Source organism: Xanthomonas massiliensis, from assembly GCF_900018785.1.
GTDB classification, from domain to species: Bacteria; Pseudomonadota; Gammaproteobacteria; order Xanthomonadales; family Xanthomonadaceae; genus Xanthomonas_B; species Xanthomonas_B massiliensis.
In genome coordinates this window covers 472,300-495,025 of record NZ_FCOY01000007.1, presented here as the reverse complement: position 1 = coordinate 495,025, position 22,726 = coordinate 472,300, and the positions used below count along the sequence as shown (strand labels likewise).

Genomic DNA, 22,726 nt, shown 5'->3' with positions numbered 1-22,726 from the left:
CAAGGCGGCGTTCGGCCATCCGAAATCCGAGAAATCTGAGAGGCTCCCGTGGCTCGTACCACTCCCATCGAGCGTTACCGCAACTTCGGCATCATGGCCCACATCGATGCCGGCAAGACCACCACGTCCGAGCGCATCCTGTTCTACACCGGCGTCAGCCACAAGATCGGCGAGGTGCATGACGGCGCTGCGGTGATGGACTGGATGGAGCAGGAGCAGGAGCGCGGCATCACCATCACCTCGGCCGCGACCACCGCGTTCTGGACTGGGATGGACAAGTCCCTGCCGCAGTACCGCTTCAACATCATCGACACCCCCGGGCACGTGGACTTCACCATCGAGGTGGAGCGTTCGCTGCGCGTGCTCGACGGCGCGGTGTTCGTGCTGTGCGCGGTCGGCGGCGTGCAGCCGCAGTCCGAGACGGTGTGGCGCCAGGCCAACAAGTACCACGTGCCGCGCATCGCGTTCGTCAACAAGATGGACCGCACCGGCGCCAACTTCCACAAGGTCGTCGACCAGCTCAAGACCCGCCTGGGTGCCTATGCGGTGCCGATGCAGCTGCCGATCGGCGCCGAGGACGGCTTCGAGGGCGTGGTCGACCTGGTCAAGATGAAGGCCATCCACTGGGATGCCGCCTCGCAGGGCACCAAGTTCGAGTACCGCGATGTCCCGGCCGAGCTGGCCGAGGAAGCCGCGGAGGCGCGCGCGTTCATGGTCGAGGCCGCGGCCGAGGCCAGCGAGGAGCTGATGGACAAGTACCTGTCCGACGGCGACCTGAGCGAGGAGGAAATCCTCGACGGCCTGCGCGAGCGCACCCTGAAGACCGAGATCGTGCCGATGTTCTGCGGCTCGGCGTTCAAGAACAAGGGCGTGCAGGCCATGCTCGACGGCGTGGTGCACCTGCTGCCGTCGCCGGTGGACGTGCCGCCGGTGAAGGGCGTGGACGTGGACGACGAGAGCAAGGAGCTGACCCGCGAGTCCAGCGACAAGGCGCCGTTCTCCGCGCTGGCGTTCAAGATCATGACCGACCCGTTCGTCGGCTCGCTGACCTTCTTCCGCGTCTATTCCGGCACGCTCAATGCCGGCGACCAGGTGCTGAACTCGGTCAAGGGCAAGAAGGAGCGCATCGGCCGCCTGCTGCAGATGCATTCCAACCAGCGCGACGAGATCAAGGAAGTGCTGGCCGGCGACATCGCCGCGGCCGTGGGCCTGAAGGACGTCACCACCGGTGACACCCTGTGCGCCCAGGACGCGCCGATCGTGCTCGAGCGCATGAGCTTCCCGGACCCGGTGATCTCGATGGCAGTCGAGCCGAAGACCAAGTCCGACCAGGAGAAGATGGGCAACGCCCTCAGCCGCCTGGCGCAGGAGGATCCGTCCTTCCGCGTGCGTACCGACGAGGAGTCCGGCCAGACCATCATCTCCGGCATGGGCGAGCTGCACCTGGACATCATCGTCGACCGCATGCGCCGCGAGTTCAACGTCGAGGCCAACGTCGGCAAGCCGCAGGTGGCCTACCGCGAGACGATCCGCAAGGAAGTCGAGTCCGACTACAAGCACGCCAAGCAGTCCGGCGGCAAGGGCCAGTACGGCCACGTGGTCATCAAGATGGCCCCGATGACCGAGGAGGAGCGCCAGGACGCGGGCGTCAAGGACGATTTCCTGTTCGTCAACGAGATCACCGGCGGCGTGATCCCGAAGGAGTTCATCCCGGCGGTCGAGAAGGGCCTGCGCGAGACGATCACCTCCGGTCCGCTGGCGGGCTTCCCGGTGGTGGGCGTCAAGGCGCGCCTGACCTTCGGTTCGTACCATGACGTCGACTCCTCGGAAATGGCGTTCAAGCTGGCCGCCTCGATGGCGTTCAAGCAGGGCTTCGCCAAGGCCAGCCCGGTGTTGCTGGAGCCGATCATGAAGGTCGAGATCGTCACGCCCGAGGATTACCTCGGCGACGTGATGGGCGACGTGAGCCGTCGCCGCGGCGTGCTGCAGGGTCAGGACGACAGCCCGTCGGGCAAGATCATCAACGCGATGATCCCGCTGGGCGAGATGTTCGGCTATGCCACCGCGCTGCGTTCGATGAGCCAGGGCCGCGCCACCTTCACGATGGAATTCGACCATTACGAAGAAGCGCCGGCCAACATCGCCGAAACGGTCGTCAAGAAGGGCTGAGCCGATTCGGCCCTTTCTCCCCAATCCAAGCTAGAAGGTAGAAATCCATGTCCAAGGGTAAGTTCGAACGCACCAAGCCGCACGTGAACGTGGGCACCATCGGCCACGTCGACCATGGCAAGACCACGCTGACCGCGGCGCTGACGAAGGTGGGTGCCGAGCGCTTTGGCGGCGAGTTCAAGGCGTACGACGCGATCGACGCGGCGCCGGAAGAGAAGGCGCGCGGCATCACGATCTCCACGGCGCACGTGGAGTACGAATCCCCGACGCGCCACTACGCGCACGTGGATTGCCCCGGCCACGCCGACTACGTGAAGAACATGATCACCGGTGCGGCGCAGATGGACGGCGCGATCCTGGTGGTGTCGGCCGCGGACGGCCCGATGCCGCAGACGCGCGAGCACATCCTGCTGGCCCGCCAGGTGGGCGTGCCGTACATCGTCGTGTTCCTGAACAAGGCCGACATGGTGGACGACGAGGAGCTGCTCGAGCTGGTCGAGATGGAAGTGCGCGAGCTGCTGAGCAAGTACGACTTCCCGGGCGATGACACCCCGATCATCAAGGGTTCGGCGCTGAAGGCGCTGGAAGGCGACCAGAGCGACATCGGCGTGCCGGCGATCATCAAGCTGGTCGATGCGCTGGACACCTACATCCCGACCCCGGAGCGCGACGTCGACAAGCCGTTCCTGATGCCGGTGGAAGACGTGTTCTCGATCTCGGGCCGCGGCACCGTGGTGACCGGTCGTATCGAGCGCGGCATCATCAAGGTGGGCGACGAAGTGGAGATCGTGGGCATCCGTCCGACGACCAAGACCACGGTCACCGGCGTGGAGATGTTCCGCAAGCTGCTGGACCAGGGCCAGGCGGGCGACAACGCGGGCCTGCTGCTGCGCGGCACCAAGCGTGACGAGGTCGAGCGTGGGCAGGTGCTGGCCAAGCCGGGCACGATCACCCCGCACACCGAGTTCGAGGCCGAGGTGTACGTGCTGAGCAAGGACGAGGGCGGCCGCCACACCCCGTTCTTCAAGGGCTACCGTCCGCAGTTCTACTTCCGCACCACCGACATCACCGGCGCGGTGCAGCTGCCGGAAGGCGTGGAGATGGTGATGCCGGGCGACAACATCAAGATGACGGTCACCCTGATCCACCCGGTGGCGATGGACGAGGGCCTGCGCTTCGCCATCCGCGAGGGCGGCCGTACCGTCGGCGCCGGCGTGGTCGCCAAGATCATCAAGTAATACCCGGCCGGTCTGGCGGAAGAAGCGGGCGGCCGGTGGGTCGCCCGCTTTTTTTGTTTTTCCGGTGCCAGGGGTATGGCGGACGCGATTTTTCTGGTGTAGAATGCCGGCCCCTGCAATCCCTGGGTCGGATTGCGAGGCTGAAACAACCGCGAAAAGAGAGGCAGGACGCCGCTCGTGTTCGCCAGACCGGGAAGGTCGCGCCATCGGTTCGCGTCAGGTTTGACGCGCTCGGTATTGCGCTCTATACTTTTCCGTCTGGGCAGGCCGGGTGACCGGGCTGCCTCAGTTTTTGGGCCGCTGGATGCGGCTCGCCGCGTATCCGGCGGATACGTGGCTCATCACGCAGGAACATCCGGGGCAGGCATCCCAGAGGCCTCGCCCGTCGCTCTTTCAACGAAGGAACCCCCGTCATGGCGGACCAAAAGATCCGGATTCGGCTGAAGGCGTTCGATCATCGTCTGATCGACCGTTCGGCCAGCGAGATCGTCGAGACGGCCAAGCGGACTGGCGCGCAGGTGCGCGGCCCGATCCCGCTGCCGACCAAGATCGAACGCTACACCGTCCTGGTGTCCCCGCACGTCGACAAGGACGCGCGCGACCAGTACGAGACCCGCACGCACAAGCGCGTGCTCGACATCGTCGACCCCAACGACAAGACCGTGGACGCGCTGATGAAGCTCGAACTGGCTGCCGGTGTCGACGTGCAGATCAAGTTGACCTGAGGACTACGACCATGACGAAGAAATATTCGTTGGGCTTCGTGGGCCGCAAGGCCGGCATGAGCCGCCTGTTCACCGAGGACGGCCGTTCGGTGCCGGTGACCCTCATCGAGGCCACCCCGAACCGCATCGCCCAGATCAAGACCGTCGAGGCCGATGGCTACAGCGCCGTGCAGGTCACCGTGGGCAGCCGCCGCGCCGCCCTGGTGAACAAGCCGGAAGCCGGCCACTTCGCCAAGGCGAAGGTGGAAGCCGGTCGCGGCCTGTGGGAGTTCCGCGTGGACGACGCCAAGATCGGCGACTTCGCCGTCGGCAGCGAGATCAAGGCCGACGTTTTCGAAGTCGGCCAGATCGTCGACGTCCAGGGCGTGACCAAGGGCAAGGGCTTCCAGGGCACCATCAAGCGTCACAACTTCCGCATGGGTGATGCCACCCACGGTAACTCGCTGTCGCATCGCGCCCCCGGCTCGATCGGCCAGCGCCAGACGCCCGGTCGCGTGTTCCCCGGCAAGAAGATGTCCGGCCACATGGGTTCGGTGCAGCAGAGCACGCAGAACCTGGAAGTGGTCAAGGTCGACGTCAAGCGTGGTCTGATCGCGATCCGCGGCGCCGTCCCCGGTGCCGCCGGTGGCGACGTGATCGTCCGTCCGGCCAGCAAGGCTTAAGGAGAGATGACGATGGAACTCGTTATCACGGGTAGCAACAACAAGGTCTCGGTCTCCGACGCCGTCTTCGATCGCGCGTTCAGCGAGGATCTGGTCCACCAGGTCGTCGTCGCTTTCCGCAACGCCGCCCGCGCCGGTACCAAGGCGCAGAAGACCCGTTCGGAAGTCGCCGGCACCACCAAGAAGTCCAAGAAGCAGAAGGGCGGCGGTGCCCGCCACGGCGCGCTGACCGCTCCGATCTTCGTCGGCGGCGGCGTGGCCTTCGCGGCCAAGCCGCGCAGCTTCGACCAGAAGGTCAACCGCAAGCAGTACCGCGCGGCCATCGCGGCCATCTTCTCCGAGCTGAACCGCCAGGGTCGCCTGAAGGTCGTGGAGGGCTTCGACGTCGAGGCCACCAAGACCAAGGGCCTGGTCGAGAAGCTCAAGGGGCTGGATGTCGGTGCGCGTCCGCTGATCGTCACCGAGGAGGCTTCCGAGCACCTGTACCTGTCCGCCCGCAACCTGCCCTACGTGCAGGTCCGCGACGTGCAGGGCCTGGACCCGGTCGCCCTGGTCGGTGCCGACACCGTCGTGATCACCGCCGATGCGGTCAAGAAGGTCGAGGAGTGGCTGGCATGAGCGCCAACGAGAAGATTTTCAGCGTCCTGCGCGCGCCGCGTGTCTCCGAGAAGACCGCGCGCCTGCAGGAACTCTCCAACCAGTACGTCTTCGAGGTCTCCAGCGAAGCCACCAAGGCTGACGTGAAGGCCGCCGTCGAGCAGCTGTTCGACGTCAAGGTCGATGCGGTGAACGTGGTCAACGTGAAGGGCAAGAACAAGTCCTTCCGTAACCGCGCCGGCCGCCGCGGCGATTGGCGCAAGGCGTACGTGCGCCTGGCCGATGGCCAGTCCATCGACGTAACGGCCAAGGCCTGAGGTACATCCCATGCCACTGATGAAATTCAAGCCCACCTCCGCCGGCCGCCGTTCGGCCGTGCGCGTGGTCACGCCTGATCTGCACAAGGGTGCTCCGCACGCGGCCCTGCTCGAGAAGCAGAGCAAGAGCGGCGGCCGCAACAACCACGGCCGGATCACCACCCGCCACATCGGCGGTGGCCACAAGCAGCACTACCGCATCATCGACTTCAAGCGCAACAAGGAAGGCATCCCGGCGCGCGTGGAGCGGATCGAATACGATCCCAACCGCACCGCCCACATCGCCCTGCTGTGCTACGTCGACGGCGAGCGCCGCTACATCATCGCCCCCAAGGGCCTGAAGGCCGGCGACCAGGTCATCTCCGGCGCGCATGCGCCGATCAAGACCGGCAACACCCTGCCGCTGCGCAACATCCCGGTCGGCACCACGGTGCACGCGATCGAGCTCAAGCCCGGCAAGGGCGCCCAGATCGCCCGCGCCGCCGGCGCCGGCGTGCAGCTGGTGGCCCGCGAGGGCATCTACGCCACGCTGCGCCTGCGCTCGGGCGAGATGCGCAAGGTGCCGGCCGAGTGCCACGCCACCATCGGCGAGGTCGGCAATGTCGAGCACAACCTGGAGAAGCTGGGCAAGGCCGGCGCCAAGCGCTGGCGCGGCGTCAAGCCGACCGTCCGCGGTGCGGCCATGAACCCGGTCGATCACCCGCACGGCGGTGGTGAGGCCAAGGCCGGCCAGGGTAATCCGCACCCGGTCACCCCGTGGGGTGTGCCGACCAAGGGTTACAAGACGCGCCACAACAAGCGCACCCAGCATTTCATCGTCCGCGATCGTAGGGGCTAATCGACCATGGCACGTTCACTGAAGAAAGGCCCGTTCGTCGATCACCACCTGATCAAGAAGGTGGAGGCTGCGGGCAACAGCAAGAGGCCGATCAAGACCTGGTCGCGCCGTTCGATGATCCTGCCGGAGATGGTGGGAATCACCATCGCCGTGCACAACGGCAAGAACCACGTTCCGGTGCTGGTCAACGAGAACATGGTCGGCCACAAGCTCGGCGAATTTGCCGTCACCCGGACCTTCAAGGGTCACGGTGGCGACAAGAAGTCGAAGTAAGGAGAGATGACTATGGAAGCGAAAGCCATCCTGCGCACCGCGCGCATCTCCCCGCAGAAGGCCCGCCTGGTCGCCGACCAGGTGCGTGGCCTGTCCGCCGAGCGCGCCGTCAACCTGCTGAAGTTCTCCGACAAGAAGGCTGCCCACCTGATCAAGAAGGTGGTGGAGTCGGCGATCGCCAATGCCGAGAACAACCAGGGCGCCGATATCGACGAGCTGAAGGTCAAGACCATCATGGTGGATGAAGGTCCGACCCTGAAGCGCTTCATGGCCCGCGCCAAGGGCCGCGGCACGCGCATTCTCAAGCGCACCAGCCACATCACCGTGGTCGTGGGCGAGGGCAAATAACGATGGGTCACAAAGTTCATCCGACCGGAATCCGCCTGGGCATCGCCAAGGACTGGAATTCCAAGTGGTACGCCAACAAGGGCGAGTACGCCGCCTACCTGGCGGCCGACCTGAAGGTGCGCGAGATGCTGCGCAAGAAGCTGGCGCAGGCGGGCATCAGCAAGATCCTGATCGAGCGCCCGGCCAAGACCGCGCGCGTGACGATCCACACCGCCCGCCCGGGCGTGGTGATCGGCAAGCGCGGCGAGGACATCGAGAAGCTGCGCAAGGAAGTGAGCGAGATGATGGGCGTCCCGGCGCACATCAACGTCACCGAGGTGCGCAAGCCCGAGCTCGACGCGCAGCTGGTGGCCGAGTCGATCGCCCAGCAGCTGGAGCGCCGCATCATGTTCCGCCGTGCGATGAAGCGCTCGGTCGGCAACGCGATGCGCCTGGGTGCCCTGGGCATCAAGGTCAACGTCGCCGGCCGCCTCAACGGTGCGGAAATCGCCCGTTCGGAGTGGTACCGCGAAGGCCGCGTGCCGCTGCACACCCTGCGTGCGGACATCGATTACGGTTTTGCCGAGGCCAAGACGACCTACGGCATCATCGGCATCAAGGTGTGGATCTACAAGGGCGAGATCTTCGACTTCGCCCAGGTCGGCCAGGAGAAGTCCGAGGAAGCGGCTCCGCGCGAGCGCGGCGACCGCGAGCGTGCTCCCCGCCAGCCGCGTGAAGCGAGGTAACGGCAATGTTGCAACCCAAGCGAACCAAATACCGCAAGGTCATGAAGGGCCGCAACGACGGCCTGAGCTGGAGCGGCAACGCCGTCAGCTTCGGCGAGTACGGCCTGAAGGCTACCGCCCACGGCCAGCTGACCGCGCGCCAGATCGAGGCGGCCCGCCGCACGATCAGCCGCTACGTCAAGCGCGGCGGCAAGATGTGGATCCGCGTGTTCCCCGACAAGCCGATCACCAAGAAGCCCATCGAGGTGCGTATGGGCTCCGGTAAGGGCAACGTCGAGTACTGGGTCGCCCAGATCCAGCCGGGCCGCATGATCTATGAGATCGAGGGCATCACCGAGGAGCAGGCGCGCGAAGCGTTCCGCCTGGCCGCGGCCAAGCTCTCGGTGACCACCCAATTCGTGACCCGGACGGTGCGCTGATGGCTACGATCAAGGAACTCCGCGAGAAGTCGGCCGATGAGCTGAAGGCCCAGCTGGGCGACCTGCGCAAGGAGCAGTTCGCGCTGCGCATGCAGCAGGTCACCGGTCAGCTGCCGAAGACCCACGAAACCCGCCGGGTGCGGCGCGAGATCGCTCGCGTCAAGACCCTGCTCGGCAGCACCAAGTAAGGACCGCCGCGATGAGCGAGAACACTGAAAGCAAGACGCTGCGCACGGTCGAAGGCCGCGTCGTTAGCAACAAGATGGACAAGACGGTGACCGTCCTGGTCGAGCGTCAGGTCAAGCACCCGCTGTACGGCAAGTACATCAAGCGCTCGACCAAGCTGCACGCCCACGACGCCGACAACGCCTGCCACGAGGGCGACGTCGTCCGCGTGACGGAAATCGCGCCGCTGTCCAAGACCAAGAACTGGCGGGTGGTGGAAATCGTCACCCGCGCGGCCGAGTAAGGGAGATCTGAATCATGATCCAGATGCAGAGCTACCTGGACGCCGCCGACAATTCCGGCGCCAAGGAACTGATGTGCATCAAGGTGCTGGGCGGCTCCAAGCGCCGTTATGCCGGCATCGGCGACATCATCAAGGTGACCGTGAAGGACGCGATCCCGCGCGGCAAGGTGAAGAAGGGCGAGGTCTACGACGCGGTCGTGGTGCGTACCCGCAAGGGCGTGCGTCGCCCGGACGGTTCGCTGATCCGCTTCGACGGCAACGCCGCGGTCCTGCTCAACAACAAGCAGGAGCCGATCGGTACCCGCATCTTCGGGCCGGTCACCCGTGAACTGCGTTCCGAGAAGTTCATGAAGATCGTCTCGCTCGCTCCCGAAGTGCTGTGAGCTGAGGACACAAACATGGCTAACCGTATCAAGAAGGGCGACCAGGTCGTCGTCATCACCGGCAAGGACAAGGGCAAGCAGGGCGAAGTCGTCCGCGTCGACGGCGACCGCGTGGTCGTCGCCAACGTGAACATCGTCAAGCGCCATACCAAGCCGAATCCGCAGGCGGGTGTCGCCGGCGGCGTGGTCGAGCGCGAGTCCTCGATCCATATCTCCAACGTGCAGCTGCTGAACCCGGCCACGGGCAAGGGCGAACGCGTTGGCTTCAAGGTGCTGGAGGATGGACGCAAACTGCGTGTGTTCCGCTCCAGCGGTGAGGCGCTCGACGCCTGAGGAATGACCCAATGACGACTCCCCGTCTCGAAAAGATCTACCAGGAAGAAGTGGTGCCGGCGCTGATGAAGCAGTTCGGCTATGCCAACCCGATGCAGGTGCCGCGGCTGGTCAAGGTCACGCTCAACATGGGCGTGGGCGAGGCTGCCACCAACAAGAAGGTCCTGGAGAATGCCGTCGCCGACATGGCCAAGATCGCCGGCCAGAAGCCGGTGGTGACCAAGTCGCGCATCTCGGTGGCCTCCTTCAAGATCCGCGATGGCTGGCCGATCGGCTGCAAGACGACCCTGCGCCGCGACAAGATGTTCGAGTTCCTGGACCGCCTGATCAACATCGCGCTGCCGCGCGTGCGCGACTTCCGGGGTATCTCCGGTCGCTCGTTCGACGGTCGCGGCAACTTCAACATGGGCGTGAAGGAACAGATCATCTTCCCGGAAATCGACTTCGACGCCGTCGATGCGCTCCGCGGCATGGATATCGCCATCACGACGACCGCCAAGACCGACGCCGAAGCCAAGGCGCTGCTCGCGGCGTTCAAGTTCCCCTTCCGCAACTGATCCGTAGGAAACCGACATGGCAAAGACCTCGATGGTCAACCGCGACGTCAAGCGGAAGAAGCTGGCGCAGAAGTTCGCCGACAAGCGTTCGGCGCTGAAGAAGATCGTCTCCAGCCAGGACGCCTCCTACGAGGAGAAGCTGGACGCGGCGACCAAGCTGCAGAAGCTGCCGCGCGATTCCTCGCCGAGCCGCCAGCGCAACCGGTGCGAGCTGTCCGGCCGTCCGCGCGGCGTGTACCGCAAGTTCGGCCTGGGCCGCAACAAGCTGCGCGAAGCGACCATGCGCGGCGACGTGCCCGGCCTGCGCAAGGCCAGCTGGTAAAACCGCGGCGGTCCGGTGGCCGGCGGATACGCCAGTCGCCGGCCCAGGCGCCGTCATCGACGCAAGTCCGGTGCAAACCGGGCTTGTCGTCGTGTATAATCCCGCTCCTTTCGGGCGTCGTGCCCGGATGGAGTCCCGGTTCGCCGGGAAGCGCCGCCCGGCAAGGCGGTCCCAAAACACGAGATTTTCGCGAAAGCGGATATCGGTGCACTCAAAGGTAATCGCATGAGCATGACTGATCCCATCGCCGACCTGCTGGTCCGCATCAAGAATGCGGCCGCGGTGGGCAAGCAGACGGTGAAGGTGCCGTCGTCCAAGATCAAGGCCGCCATCGCCCAGGTCCTGAAGGACGAGGGCTACATCGCCGACCTGCGCGTGACCCCGGTGGCCAACAACAAGGCCGAGCTGGAGATCGTGCTGAAGTATTTCGAAGGCCGCCCGGTGATCGAGACCCTCAAGCGCGTTTCGCGCTCGGGCCTGCGCCAGTACCGCGGCAAGGCCGAGCTGCCCAAGGTCCTCGGTGGCCTGGGCATCGCCATCATCTCCACGTCCAAGGGCATCATGACCGATGCGCAGGCCCGCGCGGCCGGCATCGGTGGTGAAGTCCTGTGCTTCGTGGCCTAAGGGAGGAATCGACATGTCCCGTGTAGCCAAGAAGCCGATCGCCCTGCCGAAGGGCGTCGAAATCAATGTGCAGGCCGATCAGGTCAGCGTGAAGGGCCCGAAGGGCGATCTGTCGCTGGCCAAGCCGGTCGGCGTGCAGGTCAGCGTCGACAACGGCACGGTCAACCTGGTGCCGGCCGATGCCGCCCACGACGCCATCACCGGTACCGTGCGCGCCATCCTGGCCAACATGGTCCACGGTGTGTCCGCCGGCTTCGAGCGCAAGCTGGAGCTGGTCGGCGTGGGCTACCGTGCCGCCATGCAGGGCAAGGACCTGAGCCTGTCGCTCGGTTTCTCCCACCCGGTGGTGTTCCAGGCGCCGGAAGGCATCACCCTGTCCACGCCGTCGCAGACCGAGATCCTGGTCCAGGGCAGCGACAAGCAGCGCGTGGGCGAAGTGGCCGCGAAGATCCGCGGCTTCCGCCCGCCGGAGCCGTACAAGGGCAAGGGCGTGAAGTACTCCGACGAAGTCATCATTCGCAAGGAAGCCAAGAAGGCGTAATCCAGGGCCTTCTGCCAGGAACCCGGCCATCCGTGGCCGGACGTTCCGGGGCCGGAGCCTGTGTCCTTCAGCTTCCATAGGAATCAAGCCATGAGCATCAACAAGAACATCGCCCGTCTGCGCCGCGCCAAGTCCACCCGCGCCCATATCCGCGAGCTGGGCGTGCCGCGCCTGTCGGTGCTGCGCACCGGCCAGCACCTGTACGCGCAGGTCTTCACCGCCGACGGCGCCAAGGTGATCGCCGCCGCCAACACGCTGCAGGCCGACGTGAAGGAAGGCCTGAAGAACGGCAAGAACACCGAGGCCGCCACCCGCGTGGGCAAGCTGATCGCCGAGCGTGCCAAGGCCGCGGGGATCGAGAAGGTCGCGTTCGACCGCTCCGGCTACCGTTACCACGGCCGCATCAAGGCGCTGGCCGATGCCGCCCGCGAGGGTGGTCTGCAGTTCTGACGGCGTGGCGGGCCTGGCCCGCCATTCGCCAAGGCGTCGTCGCGGCGGTTGTGCCCGTGTCCCGGGTTCCGCGCCGATCGCCAGGTTCCACCCGCCGGCACGGGCTTGTGCCGGGCAGCGGCGCTCTTCTGCAGCGCCGTCTGCTGCACCGAGGTAGAGCACAACCACAAGCGGCAGCAGCCGTACATAGTCCCGACAATCAGGAGCCAACATGGCAGATGAACGTGCACCGCGGGGTCGCGATCGCGACCGTAACCGCGAAGAGAAAGTAGACGACGGCATGATCGAGAAGCTGGTCGCGGTCAACCGCGTCAGCAAGACGGTCAAGGGCGGTCGCCAGTTCACCTTCACCGCGCTGACGGTGGTGGGCGACGGCGAGGGCAAGGTCGGCTTCGGTTACGGCAAGGCGCGCGAAGTGCCGGTCGCCATCCAGAAGTCGATGGAGCACGCCCGCAAGAACCTGGTGAACGTGCAGCTGAACAACGGCACCCTGTGGCATCCGGTGAAGTCCGGCCACGGTGCGGCGCGGGTGTTCATGCAGCCGGCCTCCGAGGGTACCGGCGTGATCGCCGGCGGTGCCATGCGCGCCGTGCTGGAAGCGGTCGGCGTGAAGAACGTGCTGGCCAAGGCCACCGGTTCGCGCAACCCGATCAACCTGGTCCGCGCTACCCTGAAGGGGCTGGCCGGCACCCAGTCGCCGGAGCGCATCGCGGCCAAGCGCGGCAAGAAGGTGGAGGAACTCAACCATGGCTAATGAGTCCAACAAGACCGTGAAGGTGCGCCTGGTGCGCGGCCTGCGGGGTACCCAGTCGCGTCACCGCCTGTCGGTGCGTGCGCTGGGCCTGAACAAGCTCAACGATGTGCGCGAACTGAAGGACAGCCCGCAGGTGCGTGGCCTGATCAACAAGGTTCAGTACCTCGTCCAGGTTGAGGAGTAATCGACCATGACTCTGCGTCTCAATGACCTCAAGCCCGCCGAGGGCGCCCGCACCGAGCGCACCCGCGTCGGTCGCGGCATCGGTTCCGGCCTGGGCAAGACCGCCGGCCGCGGCCACAAGGGTTCGTTCGCCCGCAAGGGCGGCGGCAAGATCAAGGCCGGCTTCGAAGGCGGCCAGACCCCCATGCAGCGGCGCCTGCCGAAGATCGGCTTCCGCTCCAAGCTGGCCAAGGACACCGCCGAGGTGCTGTCCTACCAGCTCGACAAGCTGGAGGCCGGCGACGTCGACTTCGCCGCGCTGCGTGCGGCCAAGCTGGTGCCGACCAGCGCCAAGAAGGCCAAGATCGTCAAGAAGGGCGAGCTGACCAAGGCCTTCGTGATCAAGGGCGTGGCGGTCACCGCCGGCGCCAAGGCCGCCATCGAGGCGGCCGGCGGCAGCGTGCAGGAGTAAGGGCAAGATGGCGCAAGCTGGCATCGGAAACATCGGCGGCGGTCTGGGCAAGTTCACCGAACTGCGCCAGCGCCTGCTGTTCGTCCTCGGGGCGTTGGTCGTCTACCGGATCGGCTGCTACGTGCCGGTCCCGGGCGTCAATCCCGATGCCATGCTTGCCCTGATGCAGAACCAGGGCGGCATCGTGGACATGTTCAACATGTTCTCCGGTGGCGCCCTGCATCGCTTCAGCATCTTCGCGCTGAACGTGATGCCGTACATCTCCGCGTCCATCGTGATGCAGCTGGCCACGCACATCTTCCCCTCGCTCAAGGCGATGCAGAAGGAAGGCGAGTCCGGCCGGCGCAAGATCACCCAGTACTCGCGCTACGGCGCGGTGCTGCTGGCGATCGTGCAGGGCGGCAGCATCGCCCTGGCGCTGCAGGGGCAGACCGCGCCGGGCGGCGCGCCGGTGGTGTACGCCCCGGGTCTGGGCTTCGTGCTCACCGCGGTGGTGTCGCTGACCGCCGGTACGCTGTTCCTGATGTGGGTCGGCGAGCAGGTCACCGAGCGCGGCATCGGCAACGGCGTGTCGCTGATCATCTTCGCTGGCATCGTCGCCGGCCTGCCGGGCGCGGTGATCACCACGATCGAGCGCTTCCGCGACGGCGAGCTGAGCTTCATCTCGCTGTTGATGATCGCCATCACCGTGCTCGCCTTCACCTTCTTCGTGGTGTTCGTCGAGCGCGGGCAACGGCGGATCACGGTCAACTACGCGCGCCGCCAGGGTGGCCGCAGCGCGTACATGAACCAGACCTCGTTCCTGCCGCTGAAGCTGAACATGTCCGGCGTGATCCCGCCGATCTTCGCCTCCTCGATCCTGGCCTTCCCGGCGACCCTGTCGATGTGGTCGGGCCAGGCGACCTCGGCCACCTGGCTGCAGCGCATCGCCAACGCGCTGGCCCCGGGCGAGCCGCTGCACATGATCGTGTTCGCCGCGCTGATCATCGGTTTCGCGTTCTTCTATACCGCACTGGTGTTCAACTCGCAGGAAACCGCCGACAACCTGAAGAAGTCGGGCGCGCTGATCCCGGGCATCCGTCCGGGCAAGGCCACGGCGGACTATATCGACGGCGTGCTGACGCGCCTGACCGCGGCCGGCTCGATCTACCTGGTACTGGTGTGCCTGCTGCCGGAAGTGCTGCGCACGCAGATGGGCGCGTCGTTCTACTTCGGTGGCACCTCGCTGCTGATCGCGGTGGTGGTGATCATGGACTTCATCGCCCAGGTCCAGGCCCACCTGATGTCGCACCAGTACGAGAGCCTGCTCAAGAAGGCCAACCTGAAGGGCGGTTCGCGCGGCGGTTTCGCGCGCGGCTGACCCCGGTATAATCGCGGCTCCTGCCGCTCAGGTACGGCCCGACGCCCGGGCCCAGTCCTGACAAACCAATGGGCGGCCCGTGCAGCGGTCTCGTGCGCGGGTGTGATCGGGTGGTGCCGCGCTGGAGTAGCGCGGCCGGACGGGGCGGCACGCCGCCCCGCCAACCCGATCCGGCGCCGGAGCATGGGCACACTCCCCATGCCGGGTCCGTGGAACATCCTTGTTCCATGGGCTTCCAAGTAACCCGAGACCTTGCTACAATTCAACGTTCACTTTTTGATCCATCCAAGCCGGATGGCGCGCCTGCGTCGTCGGGCCTCAACTCAGTTGGAGAACCGCGTCATGGCGCGTATTGCAGGCGTCAACCTGCCAGCCCAGAAGCACGTCTGGGTCGGGTTGCAAAGCATCTACGGCATCGGCCGTACCCGCTCGAAGAAGGTCTGCGAAGCCGCAGGCGTTCCCGTCACCACCAAGATCCGTGATCTGTCCGAGCCGGAGATCGAGCGCCTGCGCGCCGAGATCGGCAAGTACGTCGTCGAGGGCGACCTGCGCCGCGAGGTCGGCATCGCCATCAAGCGTCTGATGGACCTGGGTTGCTATCGCGGCCTGCGCCACCGCCGCGGCCTGCCGCTGCGTGGCCAGCGCACCCGTACCAACGCCCGCACCCGCAAGGGCCCGCGCAAGGCGATCAGGAAGTAAGGGACACAGAAAATGGCCAAGCCTGCCGCAACCAAGACCAAGAAGAAGATCAAGCGCGTCATCACCGACGGCGTCGCCCACGTCCACGCTTCTTTCAACAACACGATCGTCACGATCACCGACCGCCAGGGCAATGCCCTGTCCTGGGCGACCTCCGGTGGTGCCGGCTTCCGCGGTTCGCGCAAGTCCACCCCGTTCGCTGCCCAGGTCGCCGCCGAGAAGGCCGGCCGCGCCGCGCTGGACTATGGCGTGAAGTCGCTGGAAGTGCGCATCAAGGGCCCGGGTCCGGGCCGCGAGTCGGCCGTGCGTTCGCTGAACAACGTCGGCTACAAGATCACCAACATCATCGACGTGACGCCCATCCCGCACAACGGATGCCGCCCGCCGAAGAAGCGCCGCGTCTGAGGAGCTGAAGAGAAATGGCTCGTTACATTGGTCCCACCTGTAAGCTCGCGCGTCGCGAAGGCGCCGACCTCTCCCTCAAGAGCCCGGCCCGTGCGCTGGACTCCAAGTGCAAGCTGGAGCAGAAGCCCGGCCAGCATGGCGCCACCGCGCGCAAGGGCAAGCTCTCCGACTACGCCACCCAGCTGCGCGAGAAGCAGAAGGTCAAGCGCATCTACGGCCTGCTGGAGCGCCAGTTCCGCAACTACTACAAGAAGGCCTCGACCAAGAAGGGCAACACCGGCGAGAACCTGCTGCAGCTGCTGGAAACCCGCCTGGACAACGTCGTCTACCGCATGGGTTTCGCGGTGACCCGTCCGTCCGCCCGCCAGCTGGTCTCGCACCGCGGCGTGCTGGTCAACGGCAAGCCGGTCAACCTGCCGTCCTACCAGGTCAAGGCTGGCGATGCGATCACGCTGTCGGAGAAGGCGCAGAAGCAGCTCCGCGTCCAGGAGTCGCTGACCCTGGCCGAGCAGCATGGCCTGAGCCCGGCGTGGGTCGAGGTCGACTCGAAGAAGTTCAGCGGCGTGTTCAAGGCGGTCCCGGATCGCGCCGAGCTGCCTTCGGACATCAACGAAGCGCTGATCGTCGAGCTGTACTCGAAGTAATTCACATTGGAGAGCCCCCGGTGCGCCGGGGGTTCGCAGGAGACCCCGCAACATGACGGTTACCGCCAACCAGGTCCTGCGGCCCAAGGGCCCGCAGATCGAACGCCTTACCGAGAACCGCGCCAAGGTCGTGATCGAGCCCTTGGAGCGCGGCTATGGCCATACCCTGGGCAACGCCCTGCGCCGCGTGCTGCTTTCCTCGATTCCCGGCTTCGCCATCACCGAGGTCGAGATCGACGGCGTGCTGCACGAGTACACCACGGTCGAGGGTCTGCAGGAGGACGTGCTGGAAGTCCTGCTGAACCTGAAGGACGTCGCCATCCGCATGCACAGCGGCGACAGCGCCACGCTGTCGCTGACCAAGCAGGGGCCGGGCACGGTCACCGCCGGCGACATCAAGACCGACCACAACGTCGAGATCCTCAATCCCGACCACGTGATCTGCCACCTGACCAAGGACACGGCGCTGAACATGCGCCTGAAGATCGAGCGCGGCTTCGGCTACCAGCCCGCTACCTCGCGCCAGCGTCCCGACGAGGAGACCCGCACGATCGGTCGCCTGGTGCTGGATGCCTCGTTCTCGCCGGTGCGCCGCGTGGCGTATTCGGTCGAGGCCGCGCGCGTCGAGCAGCGGACCAACCTGGACAAGCTGGTGCTGGAGATCGAGACCAACGGCACCATCGACGCCGAGGAAGCGGTGCGTACCGCCGCCGACATCCTCACCGACCAGCTGTCGGTGTTCGGCGACTTCACCCATCGCGACCGTGGCGCACCCAAGCCGGCCACCGGTGGCGTGGATCCGGTGCTGCTGCGTCCGATCGACGATCTGGAGCTGACGGTGCGTTCGGCCAACTGCCTGAAGGCCGAGAGCATCTACTACATCGGCGACCTGGTGCAGAAGACCGAGGTCGAGCTGCTCAAGACCCCGAACCTGGGCAAGAAGTCGCTCACCGAGATCAAGGAAGTGCTCGCCCAGCGCGGCCTTTCGCTCGGCATGAAGCTGGAGAACTGGCCGCCGGCCGGGATCGCCCAGCACGGCATGCTGGGGTAAGCCTTCGGGCCCGCTGCCGCCGAGGCGGTGGCGGGCCGAGGAGCCTGGCCAGCGACGGCCGGGCGGGGTTCCTGACGGAACCCGCGGGAACACCAGGGAGGCGGGCAGGCCGCCGTTTCGCAACAAGCGCGAGGTTCCCCGGATGACGGGGGATACGAGCAGACGCCGACGGGCCCGAGCCCGCGGCGATGGCCGGACAGGGAATCCGGCACGGGCCAACGCAGTCCAAGTCGACAACGCCAGGATGGCGACACAGACGTCCAGCAGTCCCACCATTCAACCCAGGAAATCCAAGTCATGCGCCACCAGAAGTCCGGACGCAAGTTCAACCGCACCAGCGCCCATCGCGAGGCCATGTTCAAGAACATGGCGTCCTCGCTGATCAAGCACGAGCTGATCAAGACCACGCTGCCCAAGGCCAAGGAGCTGCGTCGCGTCGCCGAGCCGCTGATCACCCTGGCCAAGGTCGACAGCGTCGCCAACCGCCGCCTGGCCTTCGCGCGCCTGCGCGACAAGGAAGCCGTCGGTACGCTGTTCACTACGCTGGGCCCGCGTTACCAGGGCCGTCCCGGCGGTTACCTGCGCATCCTCAAGTGCGGTTTCCGCGCCGGCGACAACGCGCCGATGGCGTACGTCGAGCTGGTCGACCGCCCGGCCGTGGCCGAGGAAGTGGCCGAGTAAGCCACGCGGTCCGCACGTGTTTCCGAAGAGGCCCGGCCACGTCCGGGCCTTTTTCGTTTCCGATTGCGGGTGCGCATGCCGGCGCGGTGGTCGATAATGCCGCCATCCGTCGTCCCGGGATCCACGATGAATCCGTTCCGCTGGAGTTTCCGCGCCCAATTCCTGCTGGGTTTCCTGGTCTGCGCCGGGCTGCTGGCCTACGCGATCTTCCTGCAGTTGCATGCGGGCCTGCAGCCGTGCCCGAAGTGCATCTTCCAGCGGATCGCCTATGCCGCGATGGGCGTGGTGTTCCTGGTCGGCGGCCTGCATGCGCCGTCCTCGGCCGCCGGACGCAAGGCGTACGGGTTGCTGGCCGCCCTGGCCGGGCTCGCCGGGGCCGGCATCGCCGCGCGCCACAGCTGGGTGCAGCTGCACCCGGATCCGATGGCTTCCTGCGGTCCGCCGCTGAGCTTCCTGCGCGAGACCATGGGGCCGTTCGAGGTGCTGCGCACGGTGCTGACCGGCACGGGCGACTGCGGCGCCATCGACTGGCAGCTGCTCGGGCTGACCATGCCGATGTGGAGCCTGGTGTGCTTCGTCGCGCTGACCGTGTGGGCGCTGGTCGCCGGCTTCCGTTCGCGCCGGCGCCTGCTGATGCGCTGAGCCGTTCCGGCCGCTGCCGGAGCGGATCTTCCCCCCCCCCAAAAAAAAGCGGGCCTTCGCCGCACGTGGCGGGAAGGCCCGAAGGGGACCGAGGAAAAGGGGATGGGGTGCGCGTCTGCGCCGCGGTGCCTCAGAAGTCCTGCTGCAGGGTCAGGTACACGCCGCGGCGCGGTCCCCACTGCGGGGCGAACACGCCGATGCCGCCGCCGTCGCGCAGCTGGTAGCTGCGGTCCAGCGCGTTGATCACTGCCAGCTGGGTGTGCAGGGCATGGCCTTCTGCGCCGAAGTCGTGGCCCAGGCTGAGGTTGAGCTGGAAGTACGACGGCAGCGCCGCGCCGTTGGGCACGGTATCGGTGTCGGTGCGCAGGCCGCTGCCGAACAGGTAGTTGGCGCCGATCCGGGTCGTGTCCGGGAAGCGGTAGCTGACGCCGCCGGAGGAGGTCCACTTCTGGTCGTGGTCCAGGTGGATCCAGTTGTCGTACACGTAGGCCAGCGCGTCGGGATCGAAGTTGTAGTCGCCGGTGATCACGCGCTTGCCCATGGCCCTGCTGTAGGCGGCATTGAGGTAGGCGCTGAACGGGCCGTTGTCGTAGTCGAGGCTGAGCTCGGTGCCGCGGATGTGGCCGTAGCGGTAGTTGAAGGTCGAGTAGATGTAGGCGGCGCCGAACTGGCCTTCGTCCTGCAGGCGGTCGACGCGGCGGTCGTAGGCATCCAGGCCCACGGTGAGGTGTTCGCCGACGTTCTGCGAGATGCCCAGGTCGTAGTAGTCGCTGCGCTCGCTCAGCGGGACCGTCGCGCCGCTGCTGGTCTGCTGGTTGGTGGTGCCGTCGTACAGGGCCATGTCGCCTGTGGAGATCAGCTCGGTGGCCGGCGGCGTGAAGTAGCGCGCATAGCCGGCGTGCACGGTGGTGGTGCCGGTCGCGTTCCAGACCACGCCCAGGCGCGGGCTGAGCTGGCCCTCGGTGTGGCCGAAGGCCTTGAAGCGATCGCCGCGGGCGCCGTAGTTGATCACCCAGTCGTCGCCGATCTTCCATTCGTCCTGCAGGTACAGCGCGGTGGTGCTGGCATGGAAGCGGCTGGCGTCGGGGATCAGCTCGGGGATGTTGCTGGTCTGGTTGCCGTCGTCGTCGGCGGGGAACACCCAGGCCGAGTTGTTGGCGACGGCATGCTCGTAGGCGCCGTACAGGCCGTAGCGCAGGGTGTGGTTCTCGCCCAGCGGGGTGGAGAAATCGGCCTGCAGCACGTCGGCGCGGTTGGAGCGGTCCACGCGCGAGGCCACGCCGTTGAAGATCAGGTCGCCGGCCACGTCCGGATCGAAGGTCACGCTGCTGTAGCGCTGGCCGGCGGACAGCTGGTAGGAGGTGTCGCCGATCAGGCCCTGCAGCACCAGCGTGGCGAAGCGGGTGTTCTCGCGCTGGTTCTCGTCCAGTTGCGAGGAATCGGCTTCGGTGATGCCCTGGTCGTCGAAGGCCGGATCCTGGCCGGGATTGTTCGGTACCTGGAACCGGTTGTTGGCGAAGCCGCCGAGCAGGGTCAGGCGGGTGTCCTCGTTGACCAGGTAGCTCAGGTCGAAGAATCCCTTGCCCTGGTGGGTCTTGTCGTGCACCGGCGTGCGGCTGTCGGTGGGATTCTCCAGGCCGACCTTGTCCTGGTCGTAGCTGCCGGTGGCGAACCAGCTCCAGCGCCCGGAGCCACCCCACACCGAGGCGAACGGGTTGACCTTGCCGAACGAGCCGGCGGTCAGGCCGACGCTGCCGCCGTTGCCGAGCTCGCTGCCGCTCTTGGTGGTGATGTCGACCACGGCGGCGGTGCGCTCGCCGAACTGGGCCGGCAGGGCGCCATCGAGCAGGCGGATGCTCTTGACCGTGCGCGGGTCCAGGGTCTGGCCGAAGCCGGAGATGGACTCGGGCAGGATCACCCCGTTGATGCGGTACTGCACGTTGGCGTGGTCGCCGCGCACGTGAATGCCGCCGTAGGAATCCTGCACCACGCCGGGGGCCTGCAGCAGCACCTGGTTCATCGGCGTGGAGGCGCCCAGCGGCAGCTTGTCGATGTCCTCGGCGGAAATGGCGAACTGGCTGCTGCCGATGTCCGGCGACAGGGCGTTGCGCGCCGCTTCCAGCTTGGCGGTGACGGTGACGGCATCCAGGTCGGTGACGGGGGCTTCATCGGCCAGGGCCGCCTGCGACAGGCCGCAGACGGCCGTGGCGATGGCGAGGGCAAGGGGACGAATGGTCATGGGGGAATTCCAGGTGGTGTGTTATGGAGTAACGTTGCGCGCCGGCCGCCCCCAGTGACCCCTGCCGGAAGTCACGCGCCGCCGCCGGGGGTCACCGGGATTTAGCAAGGTCGGAAGAACGTGGGAGAATCCGGCGTTGCGCATCCCGCCACGCCGGCAGGTGCATGCCGCGGCCGCCGCCGTCTTGCACTGCAGGCGGGCTCTGCCAAGATTGGCCGCTGCCCGTGGAGTCCCCGATGAAATCCGACCTCGCCGCTTCCCCCGTTTCGTACCCGCGCGAGTGGCATCCCGACGGCTGGCGCGCGCGCCCGGCGCTGCAGATGCCGCGCTATACCGATCCGGCCGCGCTGGAGCAGACCCTGGCCGAGTTGCGCCGGCTGCCGCCGCTGGTGACCTCGTGGGAGATCCTGGCGCTCAAGCAGCAGCTGGCCGAGGCCCAGGAGGGCAAGCGCTTCCTGCTGCAGGGCGGCGACTGCGCGGAGAACTTCGCCGACTGCGATTCCGGCACGATCACCAGCCGGCTCAAGGTGCTGCTGCAGATGAGCCTGGTGCTGGTGCACGGCCTGCACCTGCCGGTGATCCGGGTGGGGCGCTTCGCCGGCCAGTACGCCAAGCCGCGCTCGGCCGACACCGAGACCCGCGACGGCGTGACCCTGCCCAGCTACCGCGGCGACGTGGTCAACCGGCCGGAGTTCACCGCCGAGGCGCGCACGCCCGATCCGCGACGCATGCTCACCGCGCACGCCTGCTCGGCACTGACGATGAATTTCGTGCGTGCGCTGATCGATGGCGGATTCGCCGACCTGCGCCATCCGGAATACTGGAACCTGTCCTGGGTGGGCTGCTCGCCGCAGGCGGAGGACTACCAGCGCATGGTCGCCTCCATCGGCGAGGCGGTGAACTTCATGGAGACCCTGGCCGGCGCGCAGGTGCACAACCTCAACCGCATCGACTTCTACACCTCGCACGAGGCCTTGCTGCTGCCCTACGAGGAGGCGCTGACCCGGCAGGTGCCGCGGCAACGGGGCTGGTTCAACCTGGGCACGCACTACCCGTGGATCGGGGTGCGCACCGCCGACGTGGACGGCGCCCACGTGGATTACCTGCGCGGGGTGCGCAACCCGATCGCGGTGAAGGTGGGCCCGAGTACCACGCCCGGGCAGCTGCTGCGCCTGATCGAGGTACTCAACCCGGACGACGAGCCGGGCCGGTTGAGCCTGATCCACCGCATGGGCGCGGCCAGGATCGAGGAAGCCCTGCCGCCGCTGCTGGAGGCGGTCAAGCGCGAAGGCCGGCGCGTGCTGTGGGTGTGCGATGCCATGCACGGCAACACCGAGGCCACGAGCAACGGCTACAAGACGCGCCGCTTCGGCAACATCCTGCGCGAGCTGGAACTGGCCTTCGACCTGCATGCGGCGGCCGGCACCCACCTGGGCGGCGTACACCTGGAACTGACCGGCGAGGACGTGACCGAATGCACCGGCGGGGCACGCGAGCTGACCGAGCACGACCTGGAGCGTGCCTACCGCTCCTCCGTCGATCCGCGCCTGAACTACGAGCAGTCGCTGGAAATGGCCATGGCCATCGTGCGCAAGCGCGGCCGGGTGACGCCCGCGTAGCTGGTACG

32 protein-coding genes are annotated in these 22,726 nt (G+C 66.6%); 31 read left to right on the top strand and 1 reads right to left on the bottom strand.

Going from position 1 to position 22,726, the window contains the following annotated elements:
* The first annotated feature begins 48 nt into the window (after window positions 1–48).
* The 30 genes from fusA (at window position 49) to BN3794_RS12150 (ending at window position 18,860) form a co-directional block, all read left to right on the top strand.
* Entirely contained in the window at window positions 49–2,169 is a 2,121-nt protein-coding gene (fusA, locus tag BN3794_RS12295) for an elongation factor G (RefSeq protein WP_066097664.1), read from the top strand.
* A 47-nt stretch (window positions 2,170–2,216) separates the two neighbouring features.
* On the top strand, window positions 2,217–3,407 hold the full coding sequence (tuf, locus tag BN3794_RS12290; RefSeq protein ID WP_066097662.1) for an elongation factor Tu: 1,191 nt from the start codon (window positions 2,217–2,219) through the stop codon (window positions 3,405–3,407).
* Between the two features lie 413 nt (window positions 3,408–3,820).
* Window positions 3,821–4,132, top strand: coding sequence for a 30S ribosomal protein S10 (gene rpsJ, locus BN3794_RS12285; RefSeq protein ID WP_005408208.1), 312 nt, complete (start codon window positions 3,821–3,823; stop codon window positions 4,130–4,132).
* 11 nt (window positions 4,133–4,143) lie between these two features.
* Window positions 4,144–4,794 carry a 50S ribosomal protein L3 gene (gene rplC, locus BN3794_RS12280; protein ID WP_066097660.1) on the top strand — a complete coding sequence of 217 codons (651 nt, stop codon included), beginning with the start codon at window positions 4,144–4,146 and terminating at the stop codon, window positions 4,792–4,794.
* 12 nt (window positions 4,795–4,806) lie between these two features.
* The gene (rplD, locus tag BN3794_RS12275) at window positions 4,807–5,412 is read left to right on the top strand and encodes a 50S ribosomal protein L4 (protein WP_066098849.1); all 606 of its coding nucleotides are present in this window, start codon (window positions 4,807–4,809) and stop codon (window positions 5,410–5,412) included.
* Window positions 5,409–5,708, top strand: a complete 300-nt coding sequence (gene rplW / locus BN3794_RS12270; protein ID WP_066097658.1) for a 50S ribosomal protein L23 — start codon at window positions 5,409–5,411, stop codon at window positions 5,706–5,708. Before rplD ends, rplW begins: the two co-directional genes overlap by 4 nt.
* 10 nt (window positions 5,709–5,718) lie before the next feature.
* Window positions 5,719–6,546 (top strand): 50S ribosomal protein L2, encoded by an 828-nt coding sequence (rplB, locus tag BN3794_RS12265; protein ID WP_066097656.1) that lies wholly within the window; start codon window positions 5,719–5,721, stop codon window positions 6,544–6,546.
* A gap of 6 nt (window positions 6,547–6,552) precedes the next feature.
* On the top strand, window positions 6,553–6,819 hold the full coding sequence (rpsS, locus tag BN3794_RS12260) for a 30S ribosomal protein S19 (protein ID WP_066097654.1): 267 nt from the start codon (window positions 6,553–6,555) through the stop codon (window positions 6,817–6,819).
* A 12-nt stretch (window positions 6,820–6,831) separates the two neighbouring features.
* Window positions 6,832–7,167: a 50S ribosomal protein L22 gene (gene rplV / locus BN3794_RS12255; protein WP_066097652.1), complete on the top strand. Its 336-nt coding sequence runs from the start codon at window positions 6,832–6,834 to the stop codon at window positions 7,165–7,167.
* Window positions 7,168–7,169: 2 nt separating this feature from the next.
* Window positions 7,170–7,892, top strand: a complete 723-nt coding sequence (gene rpsC, locus BN3794_RS12250) for a 30S ribosomal protein S3 (protein ID WP_066097650.1) — start codon at window positions 7,170–7,172, stop codon at window positions 7,890–7,892.
* A gap of 5 nt (window positions 7,893–7,897) precedes the next feature.
* Window positions 7,898–8,311 (top strand): 50S ribosomal protein L16, encoded by a 414-nt coding sequence (rplP, locus tag BN3794_RS12245; protein ID WP_066097648.1) that lies wholly within the window; start codon window positions 7,898–7,900, stop codon window positions 8,309–8,311.
* Window positions 8,311–8,499 carry a 50S ribosomal protein L29 gene (rpmC, locus tag BN3794_RS12240; RefSeq protein ID WP_066097646.1) on the top strand — a complete coding sequence of 63 codons (189 nt, stop codon included), beginning with the start codon at window positions 8,311–8,313 and terminating at the stop codon, window positions 8,497–8,499. The genes rplP and rpmC overlap by 1 nt, the downstream gene beginning before the upstream one ends.
* A gap of 11 nt (window positions 8,500–8,510) precedes the next feature.
* On the top strand, window positions 8,511–8,780 hold the full coding sequence (rpsQ, locus tag BN3794_RS12235; protein ID WP_066097644.1) for a 30S ribosomal protein S17: 270 nt from the start codon (window positions 8,511–8,513) through the stop codon (window positions 8,778–8,780).
* Window positions 8,781–8,794: 14 nt separating this feature from the next.
* On the top strand, window positions 8,795–9,163 hold the full coding sequence (gene rplN / locus BN3794_RS12230; RefSeq protein ID WP_013535986.1) for a 50S ribosomal protein L14: 369 nt from the start codon (window positions 8,795–8,797) through the stop codon (window positions 9,161–9,163).
* 15 nt (window positions 9,164–9,178) lie between these two features.
* Window positions 9,179–9,496, top strand: a complete 318-nt coding sequence (gene rplX / locus BN3794_RS12225) for a 50S ribosomal protein L24 (RefSeq protein WP_066097642.1) — start codon at window positions 9,179–9,181, stop codon at window positions 9,494–9,496.
* Window positions 9,497–9,507: 11 nt separating this feature from the next.
* Window positions 9,508–10,053 carry a 50S ribosomal protein L5 gene (rplE, locus tag BN3794_RS12220; RefSeq protein ID WP_066097639.1) on the top strand — a complete coding sequence of 182 codons (546 nt, stop codon included), beginning with the start codon at window positions 9,508–9,510 and terminating at the stop codon, window positions 10,051–10,053.
* A gap of 16 nt (window positions 10,054–10,069) precedes the next feature.
* Window positions 10,070–10,375, top strand: coding sequence for a 30S ribosomal protein S14 (gene rpsN, locus BN3794_RS12215; RefSeq protein ID WP_066097638.1), 306 nt, complete (start codon window positions 10,070–10,072; stop codon window positions 10,373–10,375).
* Window positions 10,376–10,600: 225 nt separating this feature from the next.
* Window positions 10,601–10,999 carry a 30S ribosomal protein S8 gene (gene rpsH, locus BN3794_RS12210; RefSeq protein WP_066097636.1) on the top strand — a complete coding sequence of 133 codons (399 nt, stop codon included), beginning with the start codon at window positions 10,601–10,603 and terminating at the stop codon, window positions 10,997–10,999.
* A 13-nt stretch (window positions 11,000–11,012) separates the two neighbouring features.
* Window positions 11,013–11,540 carry a 50S ribosomal protein L6 gene (gene rplF, locus BN3794_RS12205; protein ID WP_066097634.1) on the top strand — a complete coding sequence of 176 codons (528 nt, stop codon included), beginning with the start codon at window positions 11,013–11,015 and terminating at the stop codon, window positions 11,538–11,540.
* Window positions 11,541–11,630: 90 nt separating this feature from the next.
* Window positions 11,631–11,990, top strand: coding sequence for a 50S ribosomal protein L18 (gene rplR, locus BN3794_RS12200; protein WP_066097631.1), 360 nt, complete (start codon window positions 11,631–11,633; stop codon window positions 11,988–11,990).
* A 211-nt stretch (window positions 11,991–12,201) separates the two neighbouring features.
* On the top strand, window positions 12,202–12,744 hold the full coding sequence (gene rpsE, locus BN3794_RS12195) for a 30S ribosomal protein S5 (RefSeq protein ID WP_066097629.1): 543 nt from the start codon (window positions 12,202–12,204) through the stop codon (window positions 12,742–12,744).
* The gene (gene rpmD / locus BN3794_RS12190; protein WP_005408214.1) at window positions 12,737–12,928 is read left to right on the top strand and encodes a 50S ribosomal protein L30; all 192 of its coding nucleotides are present in this window, start codon (window positions 12,737–12,739) and stop codon (window positions 12,926–12,928) included. Before rpsE ends, rpmD begins: the two co-directional genes overlap by 8 nt.
* A gap of 6 nt (window positions 12,929–12,934) precedes the next feature.
* Window positions 12,935–13,378: a 50S ribosomal protein L15 gene (rplO, locus tag BN3794_RS12185; protein WP_066097627.1), complete on the top strand. Its 444-nt coding sequence runs from the start codon at window positions 12,935–12,937 to the stop codon at window positions 13,376–13,378.
* A gap of 7 nt (window positions 13,379–13,385) precedes the next feature.
* Window positions 13,386–14,738: a preprotein translocase subunit SecY gene (gene secY / locus BN3794_RS12180; RefSeq protein WP_066097625.1), complete on the top strand. Its 1,353-nt coding sequence runs from the start codon at window positions 13,386–13,388 to the stop codon at window positions 14,736–14,738.
* 342 nt (window positions 14,739–15,080) lie between these two features.
* A complete protein-coding gene (gene rpsM, locus BN3794_RS12175; protein WP_066098847.1) occupies window positions 15,081–15,437 on the top strand; it encodes a 30S ribosomal protein S13 in 357 nt (118 codons plus the stop codon).
* A gap of 12 nt (window positions 15,438–15,449) precedes the next feature.
* Window positions 15,450–15,842 (top strand): 30S ribosomal protein S11, encoded by a 393-nt coding sequence (rpsK, locus tag BN3794_RS12170; protein ID WP_024891209.1) that lies wholly within the window; start codon window positions 15,450–15,452, stop codon window positions 15,840–15,842.
* Window positions 15,843–15,856: 14 nt separating this feature from the next.
* Window positions 15,857–16,486 carry a 30S ribosomal protein S4 gene (gene rpsD / locus BN3794_RS12165; RefSeq protein WP_066097623.1) on the top strand — a complete coding sequence of 210 codons (630 nt, stop codon included), beginning with the start codon at window positions 15,857–15,859 and terminating at the stop codon, window positions 16,484–16,486.
* A gap of 52 nt (window positions 16,487–16,538) precedes the next feature.
* Window positions 16,539–17,537, top strand: coding sequence for a DNA-directed RNA polymerase subunit alpha (locus BN3794_RS12160; protein WP_066097621.1), 999 nt, complete (start codon window positions 16,539–16,541; stop codon window positions 17,535–17,537).
* A gap of 297 nt (window positions 17,538–17,834) precedes the next feature.
* Entirely contained in the window at window positions 17,835–18,218 is a 384-nt protein-coding gene (gene rplQ, locus BN3794_RS12155) for a 50S ribosomal protein L17 (protein ID WP_066097619.1), read from the top strand.
* Between the two features lie 126 nt (window positions 18,219–18,344).
* A complete protein-coding gene (locus BN3794_RS12150; RefSeq protein WP_066097617.1) occupies window positions 18,345–18,860 on the top strand; it encodes a disulfide bond formation protein B in 516 nt (171 codons plus the stop codon).
* Between the two features lie 130 nt (window positions 18,861–18,990).
* Here the strand turns inward: BN3794_RS12150 and BN3794_RS12145 are convergent, their stop codons facing one another.
* On the bottom strand, window positions 18,991–21,099 hold the full coding sequence (locus BN3794_RS12145) for a TonB-dependent receptor (protein WP_066097615.1): 2,109 nt from the start codon (window positions 21,097–21,099) through the stop codon (window positions 18,991–18,993).
* 236 nt (window positions 21,100–21,335) lie between these two features.
* On the opposite strand from BN3794_RS12145, the gene BN3794_RS12140 reads away from it, so the two are divergent.
* The gene (locus BN3794_RS12140; protein WP_066097613.1) at window positions 21,336–22,718 is read left to right on the top strand and encodes a class II 3-deoxy-7-phosphoheptulonate synthase; all 1,383 of its coding nucleotides are present in this window, start codon (window positions 21,336–21,338) and stop codon (window positions 22,716–22,718) included.
* Window positions 22,719–22,726 lie beyond the last annotated feature (8 nt).